16 protein-coding genes are annotated in these 16,892 nt (G+C 51.4%); 5 read left to right on the forward strand and 11 right to left on the reverse strand.

Going from position 1 to position 16,892, the window contains the following annotated elements; translation table 11 throughout:
- Window positions 1–37: 37 nt before the first annotated feature.
- The 3 genes from OGV67_RS02255 (at window position 38) to OGV67_RS02265 (ending at window position 2,218) form a co-directional block, all read left to right on the forward strand.
- A complete protein-coding gene (locus tag OGV67_RS02255; protein ID WP_115614475.1) occupies window positions 38–1,309 on the forward strand; it encodes an FAD-dependent oxidoreductase in 1,272 nt (423 codons plus the stop codon).
- Complete coding sequence (locus tag OGV67_RS02260; RefSeq protein ID WP_012134877.1) at window positions 1,300–1,560, forward strand: ferredoxin family protein; 261 nt, start codon at window positions 1,300–1,302, stop codon at window positions 1,558–1,560. Before OGV67_RS02255 ends, OGV67_RS02260 begins: the two co-directional genes overlap by 10 nt.
- Before the next feature lie 82 nt (window positions 1,561–1,642).
- Complete coding sequence (locus OGV67_RS02265) at window positions 1,643–2,218, forward strand: glycerol-3-phosphate responsive antiterminator (protein WP_012134878.1); 576 nt, start codon at window positions 1,643–1,645, stop codon at window positions 2,216–2,218.
- Window positions 2,219–2,338: 120 nt separating this feature from the next.
- Here the strand turns inward: OGV67_RS02265 and OGV67_RS02270 are convergent, their stop codons facing one another.
- The 5 genes from OGV67_RS02270 to OGV67_RS02290 form a co-directional block, all read right to left on the reverse strand.
- A complete protein-coding gene (locus tag OGV67_RS02270; RefSeq protein ID WP_115614474.1) occupies window positions 2,339–3,193 on the reverse strand; it encodes an electron transfer flavoprotein subunit alpha/FixB family protein in 855 nt (284 codons plus the stop codon).
- Window positions 3,190–3,972, reverse strand: a complete 783-nt coding sequence (locus OGV67_RS02275) for an adenine nucleotide alpha hydrolase family protein (protein WP_115614473.1) — start codon at window positions 3,970–3,972, stop codon at window positions 3,190–3,192. Before OGV67_RS02275 ends, OGV67_RS02270 begins: the two co-directional genes overlap by 4 nt.
- Window positions 3,950–5,299, reverse strand: a complete 1,350-nt coding sequence (locus OGV67_RS02280; RefSeq protein ID WP_232103851.1) for an MFS transporter — start codon at window positions 5,297–5,299, stop codon at window positions 3,950–3,952. Before OGV67_RS02280 ends, OGV67_RS02275 begins: the two co-directional genes overlap by 23 nt.
- 111 nt (window positions 5,300–5,410) lie before the next feature.
- Entirely contained in the window at window positions 5,411–6,865 is a 1,455-nt protein-coding gene (locus OGV67_RS02285) for an FAD-binding oxidoreductase (protein WP_115614472.1), read from the reverse strand.
- 63 nt (window positions 6,866–6,928) lie between these two features.
- Window positions 6,929–7,714, reverse strand: coding sequence for an SDR family oxidoreductase (locus OGV67_RS02290; RefSeq protein ID WP_012134885.1), 786 nt, complete (start codon window positions 7,712–7,714; stop codon window positions 6,929–6,931).
- A 317-nt stretch (window positions 7,715–8,031) separates the two neighbouring features.
- Between OGV67_RS02290 and OGV67_RS02295 the strand changes: the two genes are divergently transcribed.
- Together OGV67_RS02295 and OGV67_RS02300 are read left to right on the forward strand one after the other, a co-directional pair.
- Complete coding sequence (locus OGV67_RS02295) at window positions 8,032–9,330, forward strand: MFS transporter (protein WP_058668025.1); 1,299 nt, start codon at window positions 8,032–8,034, stop codon at window positions 9,328–9,330.
- A 25-nt stretch (window positions 9,331–9,355) separates the two neighbouring features.
- Window positions 9,356–10,834 carry an FGGY-family carbohydrate kinase gene (locus OGV67_RS02300; protein WP_115614471.1) on the forward strand — a complete coding sequence of 493 codons (1,479 nt, stop codon included), beginning with the start codon at window positions 9,356–9,358 and terminating at the stop codon, window positions 10,832–10,834.
- A 168-nt stretch (window positions 10,835–11,002) separates the two neighbouring features.
- On the opposite strand, the gene queE is transcribed toward OGV67_RS02300, so the two are convergent.
- From queE to pyrG, 6 genes are all read right to left on the reverse strand, one after another.
- The gene (queE, locus tag OGV67_RS02305) at window positions 11,003–11,674 is read right to left on the reverse strand and encodes a 7-carboxy-7-deazaguanine synthase QueE (RefSeq protein ID WP_114848678.1); all 672 of its coding nucleotides are present in this window, start codon (window positions 11,672–11,674) and stop codon (window positions 11,003–11,005) included.
- Window positions 11,675–11,975: 301 nt separating this feature from the next.
- A complete protein-coding gene (locus OGV67_RS02310) occupies window positions 11,976–12,323 on the reverse strand; it encodes a hypothetical protein (protein ID WP_114848679.1) in 348 nt (115 codons plus the stop codon).
- A gap of 4 nt (window positions 12,324–12,327) precedes the next feature.
- Window positions 12,328–13,113: a DUF4225 domain-containing protein gene (locus tag OGV67_RS02315; RefSeq protein ID WP_115614470.1), complete on the reverse strand. Its 786-nt coding sequence runs from the start codon at window positions 13,111–13,113 to the stop codon at window positions 12,328–12,330.
- Window positions 13,114–13,125: 12 nt separating this feature from the next.
- The gene (locus tag OGV67_RS02320) at window positions 13,126–13,440 is read right to left on the reverse strand and encodes a hypothetical protein (RefSeq protein ID WP_115608894.1); all 315 of its coding nucleotides are present in this window, start codon (window positions 13,438–13,440) and stop codon (window positions 13,126–13,128) included.
- 197 nt (window positions 13,441–13,637) lie between these two features.
- Entirely contained in the window at window positions 13,638–14,936 is a 1,299-nt protein-coding gene (gene eno, locus OGV67_RS02325) for a phosphopyruvate hydratase (protein ID WP_012134889.1), read from the reverse strand.
- Between the two features lie 89 nt (window positions 14,937–15,025).
- Window positions 15,026–16,663, reverse strand: coding sequence for a glutamine hydrolyzing CTP synthase (pyrG, locus tag OGV67_RS02330; RefSeq protein WP_012134890.1), 1,638 nt, complete (start codon window positions 16,661–16,663; stop codon window positions 15,026–15,028).
- Window positions 16,664–16,892: the final 229 nt, after the last annotated feature.

Below are 16,892 nucleotides of genomic sequence, written 5' to 3' on the forward strand. Positions count from 1 at the left end.
TGTTAGGGTTGTGTTCTCAGGATTTCTGGAGCACAACATGGCTGACGATTTCGATATCATCATCATCGGTGCAGGGATAGCGGGCACTGCTTGTGCTTTACGCTGTGCGCGGGCTGGACTCTCAGTCCTGCTGCTTGAACGCGGTGAGTTTCCCGGCAGAAAAAATCTTTCCGGCGGTCGTTTATATTGTCATGCGCTCGCCGAACTTCTTCCCGACGTTCACCAGTCCGCCCCCCTTGAACGCCGTATCACTCAGGAAAACCTCACGCTATTAACCCGTGATGGCGCGACAACCTGGTCCAGTCTGCAACCAGACGGTGACTCATGGAGCCTACTGCGAGCCCGCTTCGATCCCTGGTTTGTCGCTCAGGCCGAGGCCGCAGGGGTACAGTGCGTTAACGGCATTACGGTTGAAGCGCTCCATATTGAAGATGGCCGAGTCTGCGGCGTCATGTGCGAAGATGAAACGCTGCGCGCCCGTTATGTCGTGCTGGCCGAAGGAGCAAACAGCGTACTGGCGGAACGGTATGGATTCCTGCCTCGCCCCGCCGCGACATCAATGGCGCTGGGGATCAAGGAGGTGCTGGCGCTGGATAAACAAACGCTTGAAGAGCGCTTCCGATTGTCCGGGGCGGAAGGTGCCGCCATGTTGTTTAGCGGAGAAATTTGCGGCGATCTCCCTGGCGGCGCGTTTCTTTATACCAACCAGGAGACGCTCTCTTTAGGCGTCGTGTGTCCACTCTCTTCTGTTGCGCAGAGCGACATTCCGACAGTCGAAATGCTGGAACGGCTCAAAGCACATCCAGCGCTGCGTCCTTTGCTCAGAGGCAGCGAAACGCTGGAGTACGGCGCACATCTGGTGCCGGAAGGCGGCTTACACAGCATGCCCGTCCAGTACGCAGGCGAAGGCTGGCTGCTGACAGGCGATGCGTTGCGCAGCTGCGTCAATACCGGCTTCTCCGTACGCGGTATGGATATGGCGCTCATCGGCGCTCAGGCGGCCGCGCAAACCCTGATTAACGCCTGCCAGAAACATGCGCCGCAAAATCTGTTCCCGGCCTATCATCAGGACATCCGGCACAGTCTGCTGTGGGAGGTTTTGCAACGCTATCGGGATGTTCCCGCGCTGTTGCAGCGCCCGGGATGGTATCGTCAATGGCCTGCATTAATGCAGGATATTTCTCACGAGCTCTGGCATCAGGGGCATCATCCTGTGCCGCCGCTGCGCCAGATCGTCTGGCGTCATTTTCGCCGTCACGGCCTGCGCCATCTGGCAGGCGATATTATCAGGAGCTTACGATGTCTGTAGCCCGCAACATCTGGCGCCCCGCCGATATTTCCCATATCGTTACGGCTGCCGCTGTCGACAGCAAAACGGCAGAACGGCTGATCACGTCCTGCCCCGCCGGACTCTTTTCCCGCACGCCGGAAGGGGGCCTGCAAGTCGACTTTCGCGGCTGCCTGGAGTGTGGCGCCTGTCGACTACTGTGTGATGAAAAAACGCTGCAACAGTGGCGCTACCCGGCATCTGGGTTTGGCATCACTTACCGATTTGGCTAATTTGATACTCTAAATAATTCGAGTTGCGAGGAAAGCCAACGCACCAGCAAATTGAAGTATGACGAGTATATAAGGATAATCTATGCCCCTGTTACACCTGCTCCGCCAGAATCCGGTGATTGCCGCCGTTAAAGATAACGCCAGCCTACAGTTAGCCATTGATTCCGAATGTCAGTTCATCTCCGTGCTGTACGGGAACATTTGCACCATCAGCGCGATTGTGAAGAAAATAAAAAATGCGGGTAAATATGCGTTTATCCACGTTGATCTGCTGGAGGGGGCGTCAAATAAAGAGGTCGTGATCCAGTTTTTAAAATTGGTCACCGAAGCGGATGGCATCATCAGCACGAAAGCGGCAATGCTGAAAGCCGCCAGAGCGGAAGGTTTTTTCTGTATTCACCGTCTGTTTATCGTTGATTCCATTTCATTTCACAATATTGATAAGCAGGTCGCGCAGTCAAACCCGGACTGTATTGAGATCCTGCCGGGCTGTATGCCGAAAGTGTTGGGCTGGGTGACAGAGAAGATACGCCAGCCGCTGATTGCCGGGGGGCTGGTATGCGATGAAGAAGACGCCCGCAATGCGATGAAAGCCGGTGTGGCGGCGCTTTCCACCACCAATACCGATGTCTGGACGTTAGCGAAACACCTTAATTAAGCCGGGCAACGCCGGATGGCGACGATAAATCGTCTTATCCGGCCTACACGTAGGCCCGATAAGCATAGTGCCATCAAGCATTTTTGTAGCCTACACGTAGGCCTGATAAGCGTAGCGCCATCAGGCATTTTTGCAGCGGACCAACTCTTCCAGCACCGGTAGCCAGTCATCGACAATCCCGACATCCGCCTGCGCAAAAACCGGCGCGCTGGCATCGTGGTTTATCGCCACAACAAAACGGCTCTGGCGTACTCCGGCCATCAACGCCGCCGCCCCTGACGCGCCAGCCACGATACAGACATCCGGCGACAGCAGATGCCCCGATATTCCAGTCACGCGATCGGCATCAAAACCGCCGTTCATCACCCGCGCACGGCTGTACCCTACCTCAGCATCAAGCGCCTGACCAAGCGCGGTAATCTTATCTGCATCCGCTTCACTTCCCCCTTGCCCAACCACCAGTACGCGCCCGGCACGTAACAAAGGATGGGTAGCGACGCTATTTACGCTTTCCACCTTATCCAGCCAGTCGGGGGGCGCCGTGGGGGTAATCAGATATTCCGTCATCACAGGCAAGGAATGACCAGAAGCGCTCACCTCCTGCTGTCGCGCCAGCGACAGGCACAAAGGGCGTGCGGTAATTTGCAACGTTGCCGTCAGTGCATTCCCCCAGTGGGATTTTTTCACCAGGCCTTGTCGCACATCCACAGCCTGAACCTGACAGAGGCTGCCGCCATGCAGACGCCAGGCGAGTCGCGTCGCCAGTTCATCGCCCGGACTACCTGCCGGAAAGATCAGCATATCAACAGGTGTCCGCAGCCATTGCGCCGCCAGCGCATCCAGCACCTGCTCTGCAACATCCGGCACGGGATCGATAATCCAGCGCTCCAGTTCTGCGGTGCAAAGCGCATTCTCTGCGATCCAGCTCGCCATCGCCGCACACTCATGCGAGTCAGTAATGATGGCAATTTTCATGACGGCATCCTCTGGCGCAAATAATCCGCCCATAGCCTCCGGGCTTTTTCCTGCGCCGTCGCGCCGCTGATAATCGTTGCATGCCGCCGCTGCTCCGGCCTCTCCAGACGCAGGCACTGAACCGCTGGTGTTGTCTCAACCACAACGTTCCGACGCTCGACGTCTGCTTTCGCCGCCGCCAGACGCTGGCGCATCCCCGGTACGGGAAGCGCCACTTCACCACACTGCCTGACGGCGATGACGGCCGGGAACCGTACCCGACAACGCCGAAACCCGGTCATCGTTCGCTGCTCAACCACAATAAAAGGAGGCTCAAGCGTAAAACGCTCCACCTGGGTAAAACAGGGCCACGCCAGCATTTCAGCAACCAGAAATGGCGTCTGACTGTTCTGACCCTCGCTACTCTGACAGCCCGTTATAATCAGATCCGCACCGTGATTACGCTGCCAGTCGGCAATGTTCCTGGCGATAAATTCGGGAGCAAACCGCAGGTCTGCCGTCGTCTCCAGCAACACCGGCGTCTCAAAACCCAGCGCGACAAAATAACGTAACCAGTGGAGCGCCCGCTCGTCGCCGATGCTTAACGCAGTCAACGTCATCTCACAGCCCCCATTGCGCTGAGCCAGCAGCAACGCTGCCGCCGCCTGTTCATCCGCACCTGGGGAGCAACGCAGCAAGGAGACATCCGGGCCGTGGGTATCCACCGTCGCCGCCTGCCAGTCTTTCTCCGCCAGCATGCCGGGATCGGGCTCTGCCTTAAACGCTAACAGAATGTTCATTCACACCTCCCTGTCTTTTGTCCACACTCCCGGCAGCCACCAGCGGCAGCGCCTTGGTTTCCGGCGCCCACAGCCAGGTCACCACAAATCCGATGACTAATATCCCAGCCAGCAGTAATAGCGTGACCTGCATTCCCCACTGCGCCAGCGTCCAGGGCAACAAACTGGTGCTGATCGCCGCCCCTAATCGGCTCATTGCCGTGGCAAACCCGACGCCCAGGGAACGAATATCCGTCGGGAAGCTTTCCGCAGGCAGAACCCCCACCAGATTGCTGACGGCAGAAATGGTGGTACTGAACAACACAAACAGCAACAGCGTCAGGCTGCTTCCCGCCGGTAAACAAGCCATGACGACAAGCGTCGCGGCGAGCAGCATAAAACTGCCGAGCAGAAATTGGCGGTGCGCCAACAGGTGTGTTAACAACAGCCCCAGCAGCGCGCCAACAATCAGCAGCGCGTTAAGCATCAGGCTGGCGGTTAGCGCATTTTCAAGACCGATCGTTTGTGCAATGGTGGGAAGCCAGGTGTAAATCACAAACCACGGGATCACCAGGCAGACAAAGAACACGCTGTTAAACGCGGTTCTTCGCCAGTAATGCGTTGAAAATAGCGTTTTGATATGTCTGCTCGTCGGCGCCGCCACCTCATCGCCGAGCAGCACATGCGTGCCAAAATAGCGGTGCACAATCGCATACGCTTCTGTTATCCGCCCCTGACGCATCAGCCAGCGAGGCGACTCCGGCGTTCCCCAGCGTAAGAACGTAATGCACAGCGCGGGTAATGATGCCGATGCCAGCAGCCAGCGCCAGGCATCCGGCGTTTCCTGAATAAAATGATGCCCCACCAGGCTCGCCAGAACATAGCCGATAGTCCACACCACACTGAATGCGCCCAGTAATATTCCCCGATGGCGACGCGGCGCAAATTCAGCCAGCAATGTATGACCAACCGAGTAGTCACCGCCAAGGCCGATACCAATCAGAATGCGCAAGCCAATAAGCTGTTCCGGCGTTGTGGCAAAAAACTGTAGGAAAGAGGCGATGGTTATCAGCATAAAGCTGAAGGTAAAAATTTTCTGACGCCCGATATAATCAGATACCCATCCCAGGATCAGGCTACCGAGAAAAAGTCCAACCAGCGCCGAGCCGCCAATCATCCCTTCCATAAAAGGCGTCAGTTGCATGGCGGGGGTCAGTTGGATCATGGCATAGCCGACGACGCCTAATACATAGCCATCGGTCAAATGCGCGCCGAATGTCAGCGCAGCAATGCGGCAATGAAAACCATTCAGCGGTAAATCATCCATTCGCACCGGTGAAGTGTTCATCGTAGCCCCTTCATTGTCCGGTAAAGTCGCGGCTTCCCGGTTGAGAAGCCGTTTATACGCTTCGCCCTTTAAGCTGCCTGATGCAGCTTAAAGGATTTTGCGTATAACTCTCTATTTTTCAATCGGGTAGATCGTGCCTGTATTCATAATACCGTTTGGATCAAACTGGCGCTTGAGACCTTCCAGCAGCGGCCAGGCGCTACCGTGTTCCAGCTTGCTCCAGTGAACGCGGTGCTTACCAATGCCGTGGTGATGCACCATTGAGCCGCCAAGACGGATCGTCTCTTCGCAGATGATCTTGTTGAGCGGGTTATGGTACTTATCAATCTCCTCTTCCGGCTTGCAGTCCACCACGTTGTAGTCGTACACAAAATACATGTTGGTGCCGTTGATATAGCTGTGAGAAGAGTGGCCGCCCAGCATGGTGATATCGTCCGCATGCGGGAACTCGGTACGGATACGGTTGATCACGCTTTCGTAGATTTGATGGATGCAGCTCCAGCAACCGGATACTTCCGTCGTAAAGCCCATATTGCCGGTTTTCAGGATCTGTACGCGTTCGGCAGCCACTTTTTCCGGCCCCCAGTTCAGATGGTTGAACCAGTTTTCGATAAGTTTGCTGTCCACCCGCTGGCACTGCGGGTAGCGCGCCACGATCTCCGCAATCCCTTCGCCGGTGGCTTGCGCCAGTCGCGGATTGCCTTCAGCCATAAAAATCAGCACACATTTGCCGTCGGCAAAATGCGTGAAGTGCTGGGTTCCATCTTCGGCGTCGTACAGGCGCGCAATGGAGGGGCGATAGCCTTCCACCATGACTTCACGCAGGATGTCGAAACCGGTTTTCATGTCGTCCAGCACATAGCCGTAGTAGAGGTTGTTTTCGGGCGTGAACTTAAAGATTTTCACTGTGACTTCAGTGATGTAGCACAGCGCGCCTTCGTTCCCAATGATGATATGGCGGATATCCGGCCCGGCCGCCCGGCGAGGCACGTTTTTGATGCGGGTAATGGTGCCGTCCGCCAGTACGGCTTCCAGCCCCACCACCATATCTTCAATCGCGCCGTACAGCGTGGAGAACTGGCCGATACTGCGAGTGGCGACCAGACCGCCCATCTGCGCCAGCGGCTTAGACTGCGGCGAGTGCCCGGTGGTATAGCCTTTTTCACGCAGCACGTTTTCCAGAATCTCAAGCGGTACGCCACATTGCGCGGTTGCCTGCATGTTTTCGATATCAATACTCAGGATTTGATTCATCCCTGCGCCGTCCAGCACCACAGAATCTTTGACGACAGTTTCCAGACCGCCTTCCGTCGCAGACGCGCCGGTACGCGGCACGCCATTGATTTTATGCTGGTTCATGAATGCCAGAACGCGAGAGACCTGCTCCGTCGAACCGAGCTTAACCACGGCCGCCGGAATGGGCAACGTGTAAACGCCGTGAATATCCGCATATTTGCGAAAACGGTCAATACTGTTTTTCTTTAATACGGTTTCATCCGTAATAACACGCCCGGAACCCACAATTTCTTTTAACTGGTCAACAATCGCTTCACGGGATAATGACATAATAAATCCTTCCTGATAGTCAATGCAGAATAAAATAAAAAACAGAAACCACCGATATTAAAATTAACGCACCAGATAACCGCCATCGACAACCAAAAGATGACCATTAACATAATTTGATGCCTGACTGGCGAGGAATATCGCCGCCCCCATAAGATCCTGAGTATCACCCCAACGATTGGCCGGAATATGATCCAGTACACGCTGATTAGTTTCCGGGTTACTGCGGGTTGCCAGCGTAATATCAGTGGCATAATAACCCGGCGCAATACCGTTAACCTGAATATTATATTGCCCAAGTTCATCGCAATATGCTTTGGTAAAACCAGCAAGCGCATGCTTGGTTGCTGAATAAGCCGGAGACCACTGCCCGCCAAGATAAGAGAACAAAGAGCAGATATTAATAATTTTCCCGCTATTTTGTGGGATCATAATTTTTGCCGCTTCATAGCTCAGCTCAAACGCCGCGGTCAGGTTAACATCAATCATCGGGTCCCAGTCCGCGCGGCCAAAGTCCAGAACCTTATTCAGCTTACAGATCCCGGCGTTGTTCACCAGAATATCTACCGTGCCAAAACGCTCGCAGCAGGCGGCAATAATCTTCTGCGGCGCGCCTTTCTCGGTGATGTCCACTTGCATGAACGCCACTTCAACACCTTGTGCTTCAATGAGTTCTTTCGTTTCACCGTTATCCTTTACGAAGCTGGGAATAAAAAGGTTGGCTCCGGCTTTCGCCAGCGCCATTGCGAAAGCCTGGCCCAGACCACTGTTCCCGCCCGTTACAATTGCCGTTTTCCCTTTCAGGGAGAAAAAATCCATTGAGAATGCATTGAGAGATTCGATCGACATAGTTGGCTCCAAATTCCTTCAGGCAAAAAAAAAGAAAGGTAACTTCCCCCGCGAGAGGGAAGTTACCTTTCTCATTATCTCTGGTAACTGGCGTAAATTTTTAGCACAACCTCCAGACATCTAATGTGATCGTAATCACAGATGAACCGTTCGCTTTGTAATTATGGTAAAAAACAAGAAGCGTGATTATTCTCACACTATAAGCTGCCCTTCCATGCTATTTCTAACGTAATTACTAGAGACCTGAGAAAAGTAATCCTCCTGAAAAGGCGGCTTACTTTTCTCTTTTTTTTGTCCATTACAAATGGGAATTCGATATGCAACACAACTCATATCGCCGCTGGATAACCCTCGCCATTATTAGTTTTAGCGGTGGCGTCAGTTTTGATCTGGCTTATTTACGCTATATATATCAAATTCCCATGGCAAAATTTATGGGATTTAGCAATACCGAAATAGGGCTAATAATGAGTACCTTTGGTGTTGCTGCTATTATTCTTTATGCGCCCAGCGGAATCATCGCCGATAAATTTTCCCATCGCAAAATGATTACCTCCGCAATGATTATTACCGGACTACTCGGTCTGGTCATGGCGACGTATCCACCGCTATGGGTCATGCTGTGCATTCAGGTCGCGTTCGCAATTACGACAATCCTGATGCTGTGGTCCGTATCCATTAAAGCCGCGTCGCTGCTTGGCGATCACAGTGAACAAGGCAAAATTATGGGCTGGATGGAAGGGCTGCGCGGCGTCGGCGTAATGTCGCTGGCAGTGTTTACCATGTGGGTCTTTTCTCGCTTCGCGCCGGATGACAGCAACAGCCTGAAAACGGTGATTCTGATTTACAGCGTGGTCTATATCCTGCTGGGCATCCTGTGCTGGTTCTTCGTCAGCGATGGTCATCATCACAGCAGCGCGGCGAAAGAAGAGAAAAAATCATTCCAGCTCAGCGATATTCTGGCCGTGTTACGCATCAGCACCACCTGGTATTGCAGCATGGTCATCTTCGGCGTCTTTACGATCTATGCCATCCTCAGCTACTCCACCAACTACCTGACCGAAATGTATGGCATGTCGCTGGTCGCCGCGAGTTACATGGGCATTGTGATCAACAAAATTTTCCGCGCTATCTGTGGCCCGCTGGGCGGCATCATTACCACTTACAGCAAAATTAAATCGCCGACGCGCGTCATTCAGCTTCTCTCCATTGTCGGAGCCGTCGCGCTTATTGCGCTGCTGGTCACCAACTCAAATCCGCAGTCTGTCGTGATGGGGATCGGCCTGATTCTGCTGTTGGGCTTCACCTGCTACGCCTCACGCGGGCTTTACTGGGCCTGCCCTGGTGAAGCCAGAACGCCGTCTTACATCATGGGAACGACGGTAGGTATCTGCTCGGTTATCGGTTTTCTGCCCGACGTTTTTGTTTATCCGATCGTAGGCCACTGGCAGGACACGCTCCCGGCAGCGGAAGCCTATCGCAACATGTGGCTGATGGGACTGGCGGCGCTGTGTATGGTGATTCTGTTTACCTTTTTGCTCTTTCGCAAAATTCGTACCGCTAACGCCACACCGGAAAAGATGACATCGCTGGCCGCAGAAGCCTCCGGCGAGTGAAGAGAGAAAATTAAGGAGAATGACAATGTCGACGAAATACATCATTGGAATTGATGGCGGAAGTCAGAGTACGAAGGTCGTGATGTACGATCTCGAAGGGAATGTGGTGTGCGAAGGGAAAGGATTGTTACAGCCCATGTATACACCCGATGCCAATACGGCAGAACATCCTGATGATGATTTATGGACGTCTTTATGCTCCGCAGGGCAAGACCTGATGAGTCAGTTTTCGGGTGACAGAAAAGACATTGCTGGAATCGGTCTGGGTTCCATCCGTTGCTGTCGCGCATTATTAAAAGCCGACGGCACGCCCGCAGCTCCGCTGATTAGCTGGCAGGACGCGCGCGTAACCCGTCCCTACGAGCATACCAACTCCGATGTGGCTTATGTCACCTCATTTTCAGGTTATCTGTCGCATCGCTTAACCGGTGAGTTTAAAGACAATATCGCCAACTACTTTGGGCAGTGGCCGGTGGATTACAAAACCTGGGCGTGGAGCGATGACGATGAGGTGATGAAGAAGTTCAACATTCCGCGCAGGATGCTGTTTGACGTCCAGATGCCGGGAAGCGTGCTCGGTCATCTGACTGAAGCCGCCGCCCTGGCAACGGGTTTCCCTGTCGGCTTGCCCGTGGTCTGCACCACCAGCGACAAACCGGTGGAAGCACTGGGCGCAGGATTGCTGGACGATGAAACCGCAGTTATCTCATTAGGCACCTATATCGCCCTGATGATGAACGGCAAAGCGCTCCCCAAAGATCCGGTCGCTTACTGGCCGATTATGTCTTCTATTCCCGAAACCCTGCTCTATGAAGGCTACGGTATTCGTAAAGGCATGTGGACGGTCAGCTGGCTGCGGGATATGTTGGGCGAATCACTGATTCAGGACGCCAAAGCACAGGGACTGTCGCCGGAAGATTTACTCAATAAGAAAGCGGCCGGCGTACCGCCTGGCTGTAACGGTTTAATGACGGTTCTCGACTGGCTGACCAATCCCTGGGAACCGTTCAAGCGAGGAATCATGATCGGCTTTGATTCCAGCATGGATTACGCATGGATTTACCGTTCTATTCTGGAGAGCGTTGCGCTGACGCTGAAAAACAACTACGACAATATGTGCAATGAAATGAACCACTTTGCTAAACATGTGATCATCACCGGGGGTGGTTCGAATAGCGACCTGTTTATGCAAATCTTTGCCGATGTGTTCAATCTCCCCGCCAGACGCAATGTGATAAATGGCTGCGCGAGTCTGGGAGCGGCAATTAACACGGCCATAGGGCTTGGTCTGTACCCGAACTATGAGACCGCGGTTGAAAAAATGGTGCGGGTAAAAGATGTGTTTATGCCGATAGAGAGCAATGCCAGACGCTATGACGCGCTGAATAAAGGGATTTTCCGCGACTTAACGCAATACACCGATGTGATTTTGAAAAAGTCGTATGAAGTGCTGCATGGCAATCTGGATAACGTCGATTCGATTCAAAGCTGGTCGAACGCGTAGTATTCCTTATCTCGCGTCTTATCCGGCCTGTAAATGAACGGGCGAACGTGCCGGATGGCGACGCGTTGCGTCTTATCCGGCCTACAAATGAGTATGACCGTAGGCCGGGCAAGCGAAGCGCCCCCGGCAAGCGAAGCGCCCCCGGCAAGCGCGCTAACGATTTTTTTATCACGCAATATTCAGATATTTGTGCGTCTGCATTGATAAGCGCCAGTTACGCGCGATACAGGTTTCAATGCACAGACGCGTCGCGTCTTCTTTCTGGCTGATTGGCTGCAAGGCAATGATTCGCGGCTTATCGTCGCTCAGCGTCGCCAATAGCTCATCCAGTGCTTCAATATCACGGACGCGACCAACAGGGTGCTTGATTTCATTCGCACGCTCCAGCGCCTGCGACAGGACATCATAGCCACCGCGCATATTCACCTTCGGCGAGACCGTCACCCAGGTATTGGGCGTACAGCGCACCTCGTGGGTACCGCTGGTTTCAATCTGACAGCTGAATCCATTCTTCTCGAGTAAATCAGTCAATGGCATCAGGTCATGGATGCAGGGCTCACCGCCGGTGATCACGGCATGACGCGCGGTATACCCCTGTCGGTTTATCACCGCCAGCAGGTCTTCGCTACTTGCCGCGCCCCACTTGTCGCTCTCTTTGGTCTTCGCCAGGATGCTGTACAACGACACTTCCCGATCTTCAAGCTTATCCCAGGTGTGTTTGGTATCGCACCAGGCACAGCCAACCGGGCATCCCTGTAAACGAATAAAAATGGCGGGGACGCCGGTAAAGTAACCCTCACCTTGCAGGGTCTGGAATATCTCGTTAATCGGGTACTGCATAGCATTCTCTGTTAAGGGGATAATCAGTGATTATCGCAGAAAACCTCGCTAAGGTCATGCACAGCAGCTGTTTAAGGTAAGATTCCGCTGTTCCCCACAAAGCATATATCGAGCTTAGTTTCTCTACCGCTTACCCATTAGTTTAATCTGAACCTTGATGCCCCAAACCAGATTGATAAAGAAAGAGTTAAAGAAAACTGAAATCAAGGCTAAGGTGAGGCAACAAAGTATATAAATTATAAATATCTCATTGTTGCAGGGAAAAGTATAGAGAAAAACAACGTACCACTAAACCAGTCACTTACAGCCCTCGCAACTTGATATAAATTCTCCATATCTTAAAGTAGCCTTTATGAAATCGGCAGGTTAATTCAATGACAAAAAACGACAAACCGAATATTAAAAAGAAAGACCATAATTCACTGAAGTCCTTTTGTGCAATTGAAAAGGCAAAGAGTAATAAAATCGAAACCATGATAATATCAACTCTGATAACACTTGCATCTTTTAGCCAATAAGCTTTCTGCAAACTTATTTTATTTTCATTAGCAAAACGAATAAGTTTCTGTGCTTTATATTCACTTAAACCCGCAAGTTTAATACTTTCAGTTAAAGACTTATCATTCTGATCATATGTTTTGAAGATCATTTCCTTATTCCCTCAATTCAGCCCAGTTAGTACTTTCTCCACCAAGAAGTTGATAAATGGTGAATCCACTAACTGCATCACCGGCTAACTCACTCGCGCTTCCAACAGCTCCCAAGGTTCTCCAGCTGCGAATATAATCTTCCTGTATATAGCGGAATAATTTCCACGAATCTGTTCTCAATGTCAGCGTTGAGGCTGAACCGAAAGAAAGAACAAGATCTCCCGTTGAAAAAGCAATATCACCATCCTTTTCATCCCCACCCAAAAGCTTTGTTGCCTGACGGTAGGCATACCGCAAAGGCATTTTCCTGGGGTCTTCATGATATAATAAATAATAACCATTTTCCCAAATATTCTCGCTTCCCTGCATCATTAAAGGAACTCCATAACTTTTACATGCAGCTCCAAGGGTTGCTTTACATAAACCAAAACCACCGATAACTTGCATTGTCCCACTAACAAATCCAACTCGTTTTAATGTTATGGTAAGTGTAGAATGCCTTTCTCTTTCACGCTCAGCTATTGCATATAATTTAATACTCCCCATTTTTAATTGCATATAATATTTAGTTAAAGACATATGATATTCACGTAATCTATCCATCGCCCTGCCAAAATCTAATTTTCCATACCGATATTCATCAAGGCAATATGATGTAACTCTACGTTCCTCGATCATATATTTTGAACGCATAGCCGGATCATGAAGATATTGAAAACCGATATCATAGACAAGTCGGTCAGTCTTTTCTTTTTCGCGCTGTAAATTCATTAATCCATAAATACTCAAAATAACCTCCTGTTATTTTCCGATCAACTTAACTTGAATTTTAATACTCCGAATTAAATTTATGACAAAGGGTGTAAAGAAGAGTGAAACTAGAGCTACAGCAATACAGAAGAGAACGTTTACTATAAAGTACTCAATTCCCTCAGAAAGGGAGGCAAAAATGACTGCCAATAGTAAAGCTCCACTCCAGGCATAATATTTCCATGCATACAAAAAAAATGCCCGACCCAAGCTGATATGTTTCCTTTTTGCCAGCTTAATCAGGATAGTAGCATCCTTTTTTTTCATGCCCGTTTTCGCCAGTATGTCTTCCAATTCATTATCCATTCAATATTTCTATTATTTATTAATGATAAATATAAAAACACATATTAGTAAATAGTCACACCATTAAATTACTCTCTGTAAAATAATAACAAAGTGACAAAGATCAAATCGATCATTAAAATTTTCAAATAAGAATATATTACAGACATAAAAAAACCCGCCGGAGCGGGTTTTTTACGTTAAGAGTGAAAGCAGGATTACGCCTGACCTTTAATCTCTTTACGACCGTTGTACGGAGCTTTTTCGCCCAGCGCTTCTTCGATACGAATCAGCTGGTTGTATTTAGCAACACGGTCAGAACGGCTCATAGAACCGGTTTTGATCTGGCCTGCTGCGGTACCAACAGCCAGGTCAGCGATGGTCGCGTCTTCAGTTTCGCCAGAACGGTGAGAGATAACGGCAGTGTAGCCAGCGTCTTTCGCCATCTTGATAGCAGCCAGCGTTTCGGTCAGAGAACCGATCTGGTTGAATTTGATCAGGATGGAGTTAACGATGCCTTTGTCGATACCTTCTTTCAGGATCTTGGTGTTGGTTACGAACAGGTCGTCACCAACCAGCTGGATTTTGTCGCCCAGCACTTTGGTCTGGTATGCGAAACCGTCCCAGTCAGACTCGTCCAGACCGTCTTCGATGGAAACGATCGGGTACTGTTTGGTCAGGTCTTCCAGGAAGTGAGTGAATTCTTCAGAGGTGAATGCTTTGTTGCCTTCGCCAGCCAGAACGTATTTGCCGTCTTTGTAGAATTCAGATGCTGCGCAGTCCATCGCCAGAGTGATGTCTTTGCCCAGCTCGTAGCCAGCAGCTTTAACCGCTTCAGCGATAACAGCCAGTGCTTCAGCGTTGGAGCCCAGGTTCGGCGCATAGCCGCCTTCGTCACCAACAGCAGTGTTCATACCTTTAGCTTTCAGAACTTTAGCCAGGTTGTGGAACACTTCAGAACCCATACGTACTGCTTCTTTCAGGGTTTTAGCGCCAACCGGCTGAATCATGAATTCCTGGATATCAACGTTGTTGTCAGCGTGCTCGCCGCCGTTGATGATGTTCATCATCGGAACCGGCATGGAGTATTTACCCGGGGTGCCGTTCAGTTCAGCGATGTGCTCGTACAGCGGCTGACCTTTAGAGGCCGCAGCGGCTTTGGCGTTAGCCAGAGACACAGCCAGGATCGCGTTCGCACCGAAGTTAGATTTGTTTTCAGTACCGTCCAGGTCGATCATGATTTTATCAATGCCAGCCTGATCTTTGGCGTCTTTGCCAAGGATTGCCTGAGCGATCGGGCCGTTAACCGCTGCAACAGCTTTGGTTACGCCTTTACCCAGGAAACGGGATTTGTCGCCATCGCGCAGTTCCAGCGCTTCGCGGGAACCCGTAGAAGCACCTGACGGAGCGGCTGCCATACCAACGAAACCACCTTCCAGGTGTACTTCGGCTTCAACAGTCGGGTTACCACGGGAGTCGATGATTTCACGACCGATGACTTTAACGATTTTGGACATTAGGTTTTCCTCAGTACAAGTTAAACTAAAACTCCAGACAAACAACGCGTACCTTTGGTACGCGTTGCCGTTCTAACTTTTTTTACTTCTTACTTCGCCTGACGCTTCTGATATTCGCTGGCGGCTTTCACAAAGCCTGCAAACAGCGGATGCCCGTCACGCGGCGTTGAAGTAAATTCCGGGTGGAATTGACAGGCAACGAACCACGGATGGTTCGGCACTTCGATGATCTCGACCAACTGATCATCCCCGGAACGGCCCGCAATGCGCAGACCCGCAGCTTCAATTTGGTTCAACAACATGTTGTTGACTTCATAGCGGTGACGATGGCGCTCAGTGATTGTCGGCGTACCGTACATCTGGCGAACCAGGCTCTCATCGGAAAGCTGACACATCTGCGCGCCAAGACGCATGGTGCCACCCAGATCGCTCTTCTCCGTACGGACTTCAACGTTGCCGTTCTCGTCACGCCACTCGGTAATCAGCGCCACAACAGGGTACTTACAGTCTGGCACAAATTCCGTTGAGTTGGCGTTTTCCATACCCGCTACATTGCGCGCAAATTCAATCAGCGCAACCTGCATACCCAGGCAAATACCCAGATAAGGAATATTGTTTTCACGCGCATAACGCGCCGTCGCGACCTTACCTTCAACGCCACGGTAGCCGAAGCCGCCAGGGATCAGGATAGCGTCTAAATCTTTCAGAATTTCGACGCCGCGCGTTTCAACATCCTGCGAATCGATCAGCTTGATGTTGACGGTGACACGGTTCTTCAGGCCACCGTGTTTCAGCGCTTCAATCACCGACTTATAGGCATCCGGCAGTTCAATGTACTTGCCGACCATACCGATAGTCACTTCGCCCGCCGGGTTCGCTTCTTCGTAGATAACCTGTTCCCATTCGGCCAGGTTCGCTTCCGGGCAGTCTAAGCTGAATCGTTTACAAATATAATCGTCCAGACCCTGAGATTTCAACATGCCCGGAATTTTATAAATAGAATCGACGTCTTTCAGAGAAATAACGGCCTTTTCAGCAACGTTACAGAACAATGCAATCTTCGCACGCTCATTGGCCGGAACGGCGCGATCGGAACGGCAGATCAGAATATCCGGCTGGATACCGATGGAGAGCAGTTCTTTAACGGAGTGCTGCGTCGGTTTCGTTTTGACTTCGCCTGCCGCGGCCATGTACGGCACCAGCGTCAGGTGCATAAACAGCGCGTGCTCACGACCGATATCAACCGCCAGTTGACGAATCGCTTCCAGGAACGGCAGGGACTCGATATCACCGACAGTACCGCCGATTTCGACCAGCACCACGTCGTGGCCTTCGCCGCCTTCGATGATGCGCTCTTTAATCGCGTTGGTGATGTGCGGGATAACCTGTACGGTTGCGCCCAGATAATCGCCACGGCGTTCTTTACGCAGAACGTCAGAGTAAATACGACCCGTGGTGAAGTTGTTGCGGCGGCTCATCTTGGTGCGAATGAAGCGCTCATAGTGACCCAGGTCCAGATCGGTTTCGGCGCCGTCTTCAGTAACGAACACTTCCCCGTGTTGGATTGGACTCATAGTACCAGGATCGACGTTGATGTACGGATCCAGTTTCATGATGGTCACGTTGAGGCCACGGGCTTCAAGAATGGCTGCGAGGGAGGCTGCGGCAATGCCTTTACCCAGAGAGGATACGACCCCGCCGGTCACAAAAATATAGTTCGTTGTCATGCTGAACCTGAGAAGTTAGGTTTAAAAGACGATGGAATAACCAGGACGGGAAAGCAGTATACCCGAACATGGCGTACGCCACAAACTTTCATTATCCCCTCTCCTTTGTTCTTCAAGCCGCACCAGTGTTAGCTTCCTTCACTCACCCCAGTCACATCGCATTTCTATGTTCCTGGGGATTCTTTCAGTCGCCGCCTTGTTGCGACTCGAATAACTCGAAGAGGCAGTA

The organism is Citrobacter sp. CK188 (assembly GCF_030333525.1).
Lineage (GTDB): Bacteria > Pseudomonadota > Gammaproteobacteria > Enterobacterales > Enterobacteriaceae > Citrobacter_B > Citrobacter_B koseri.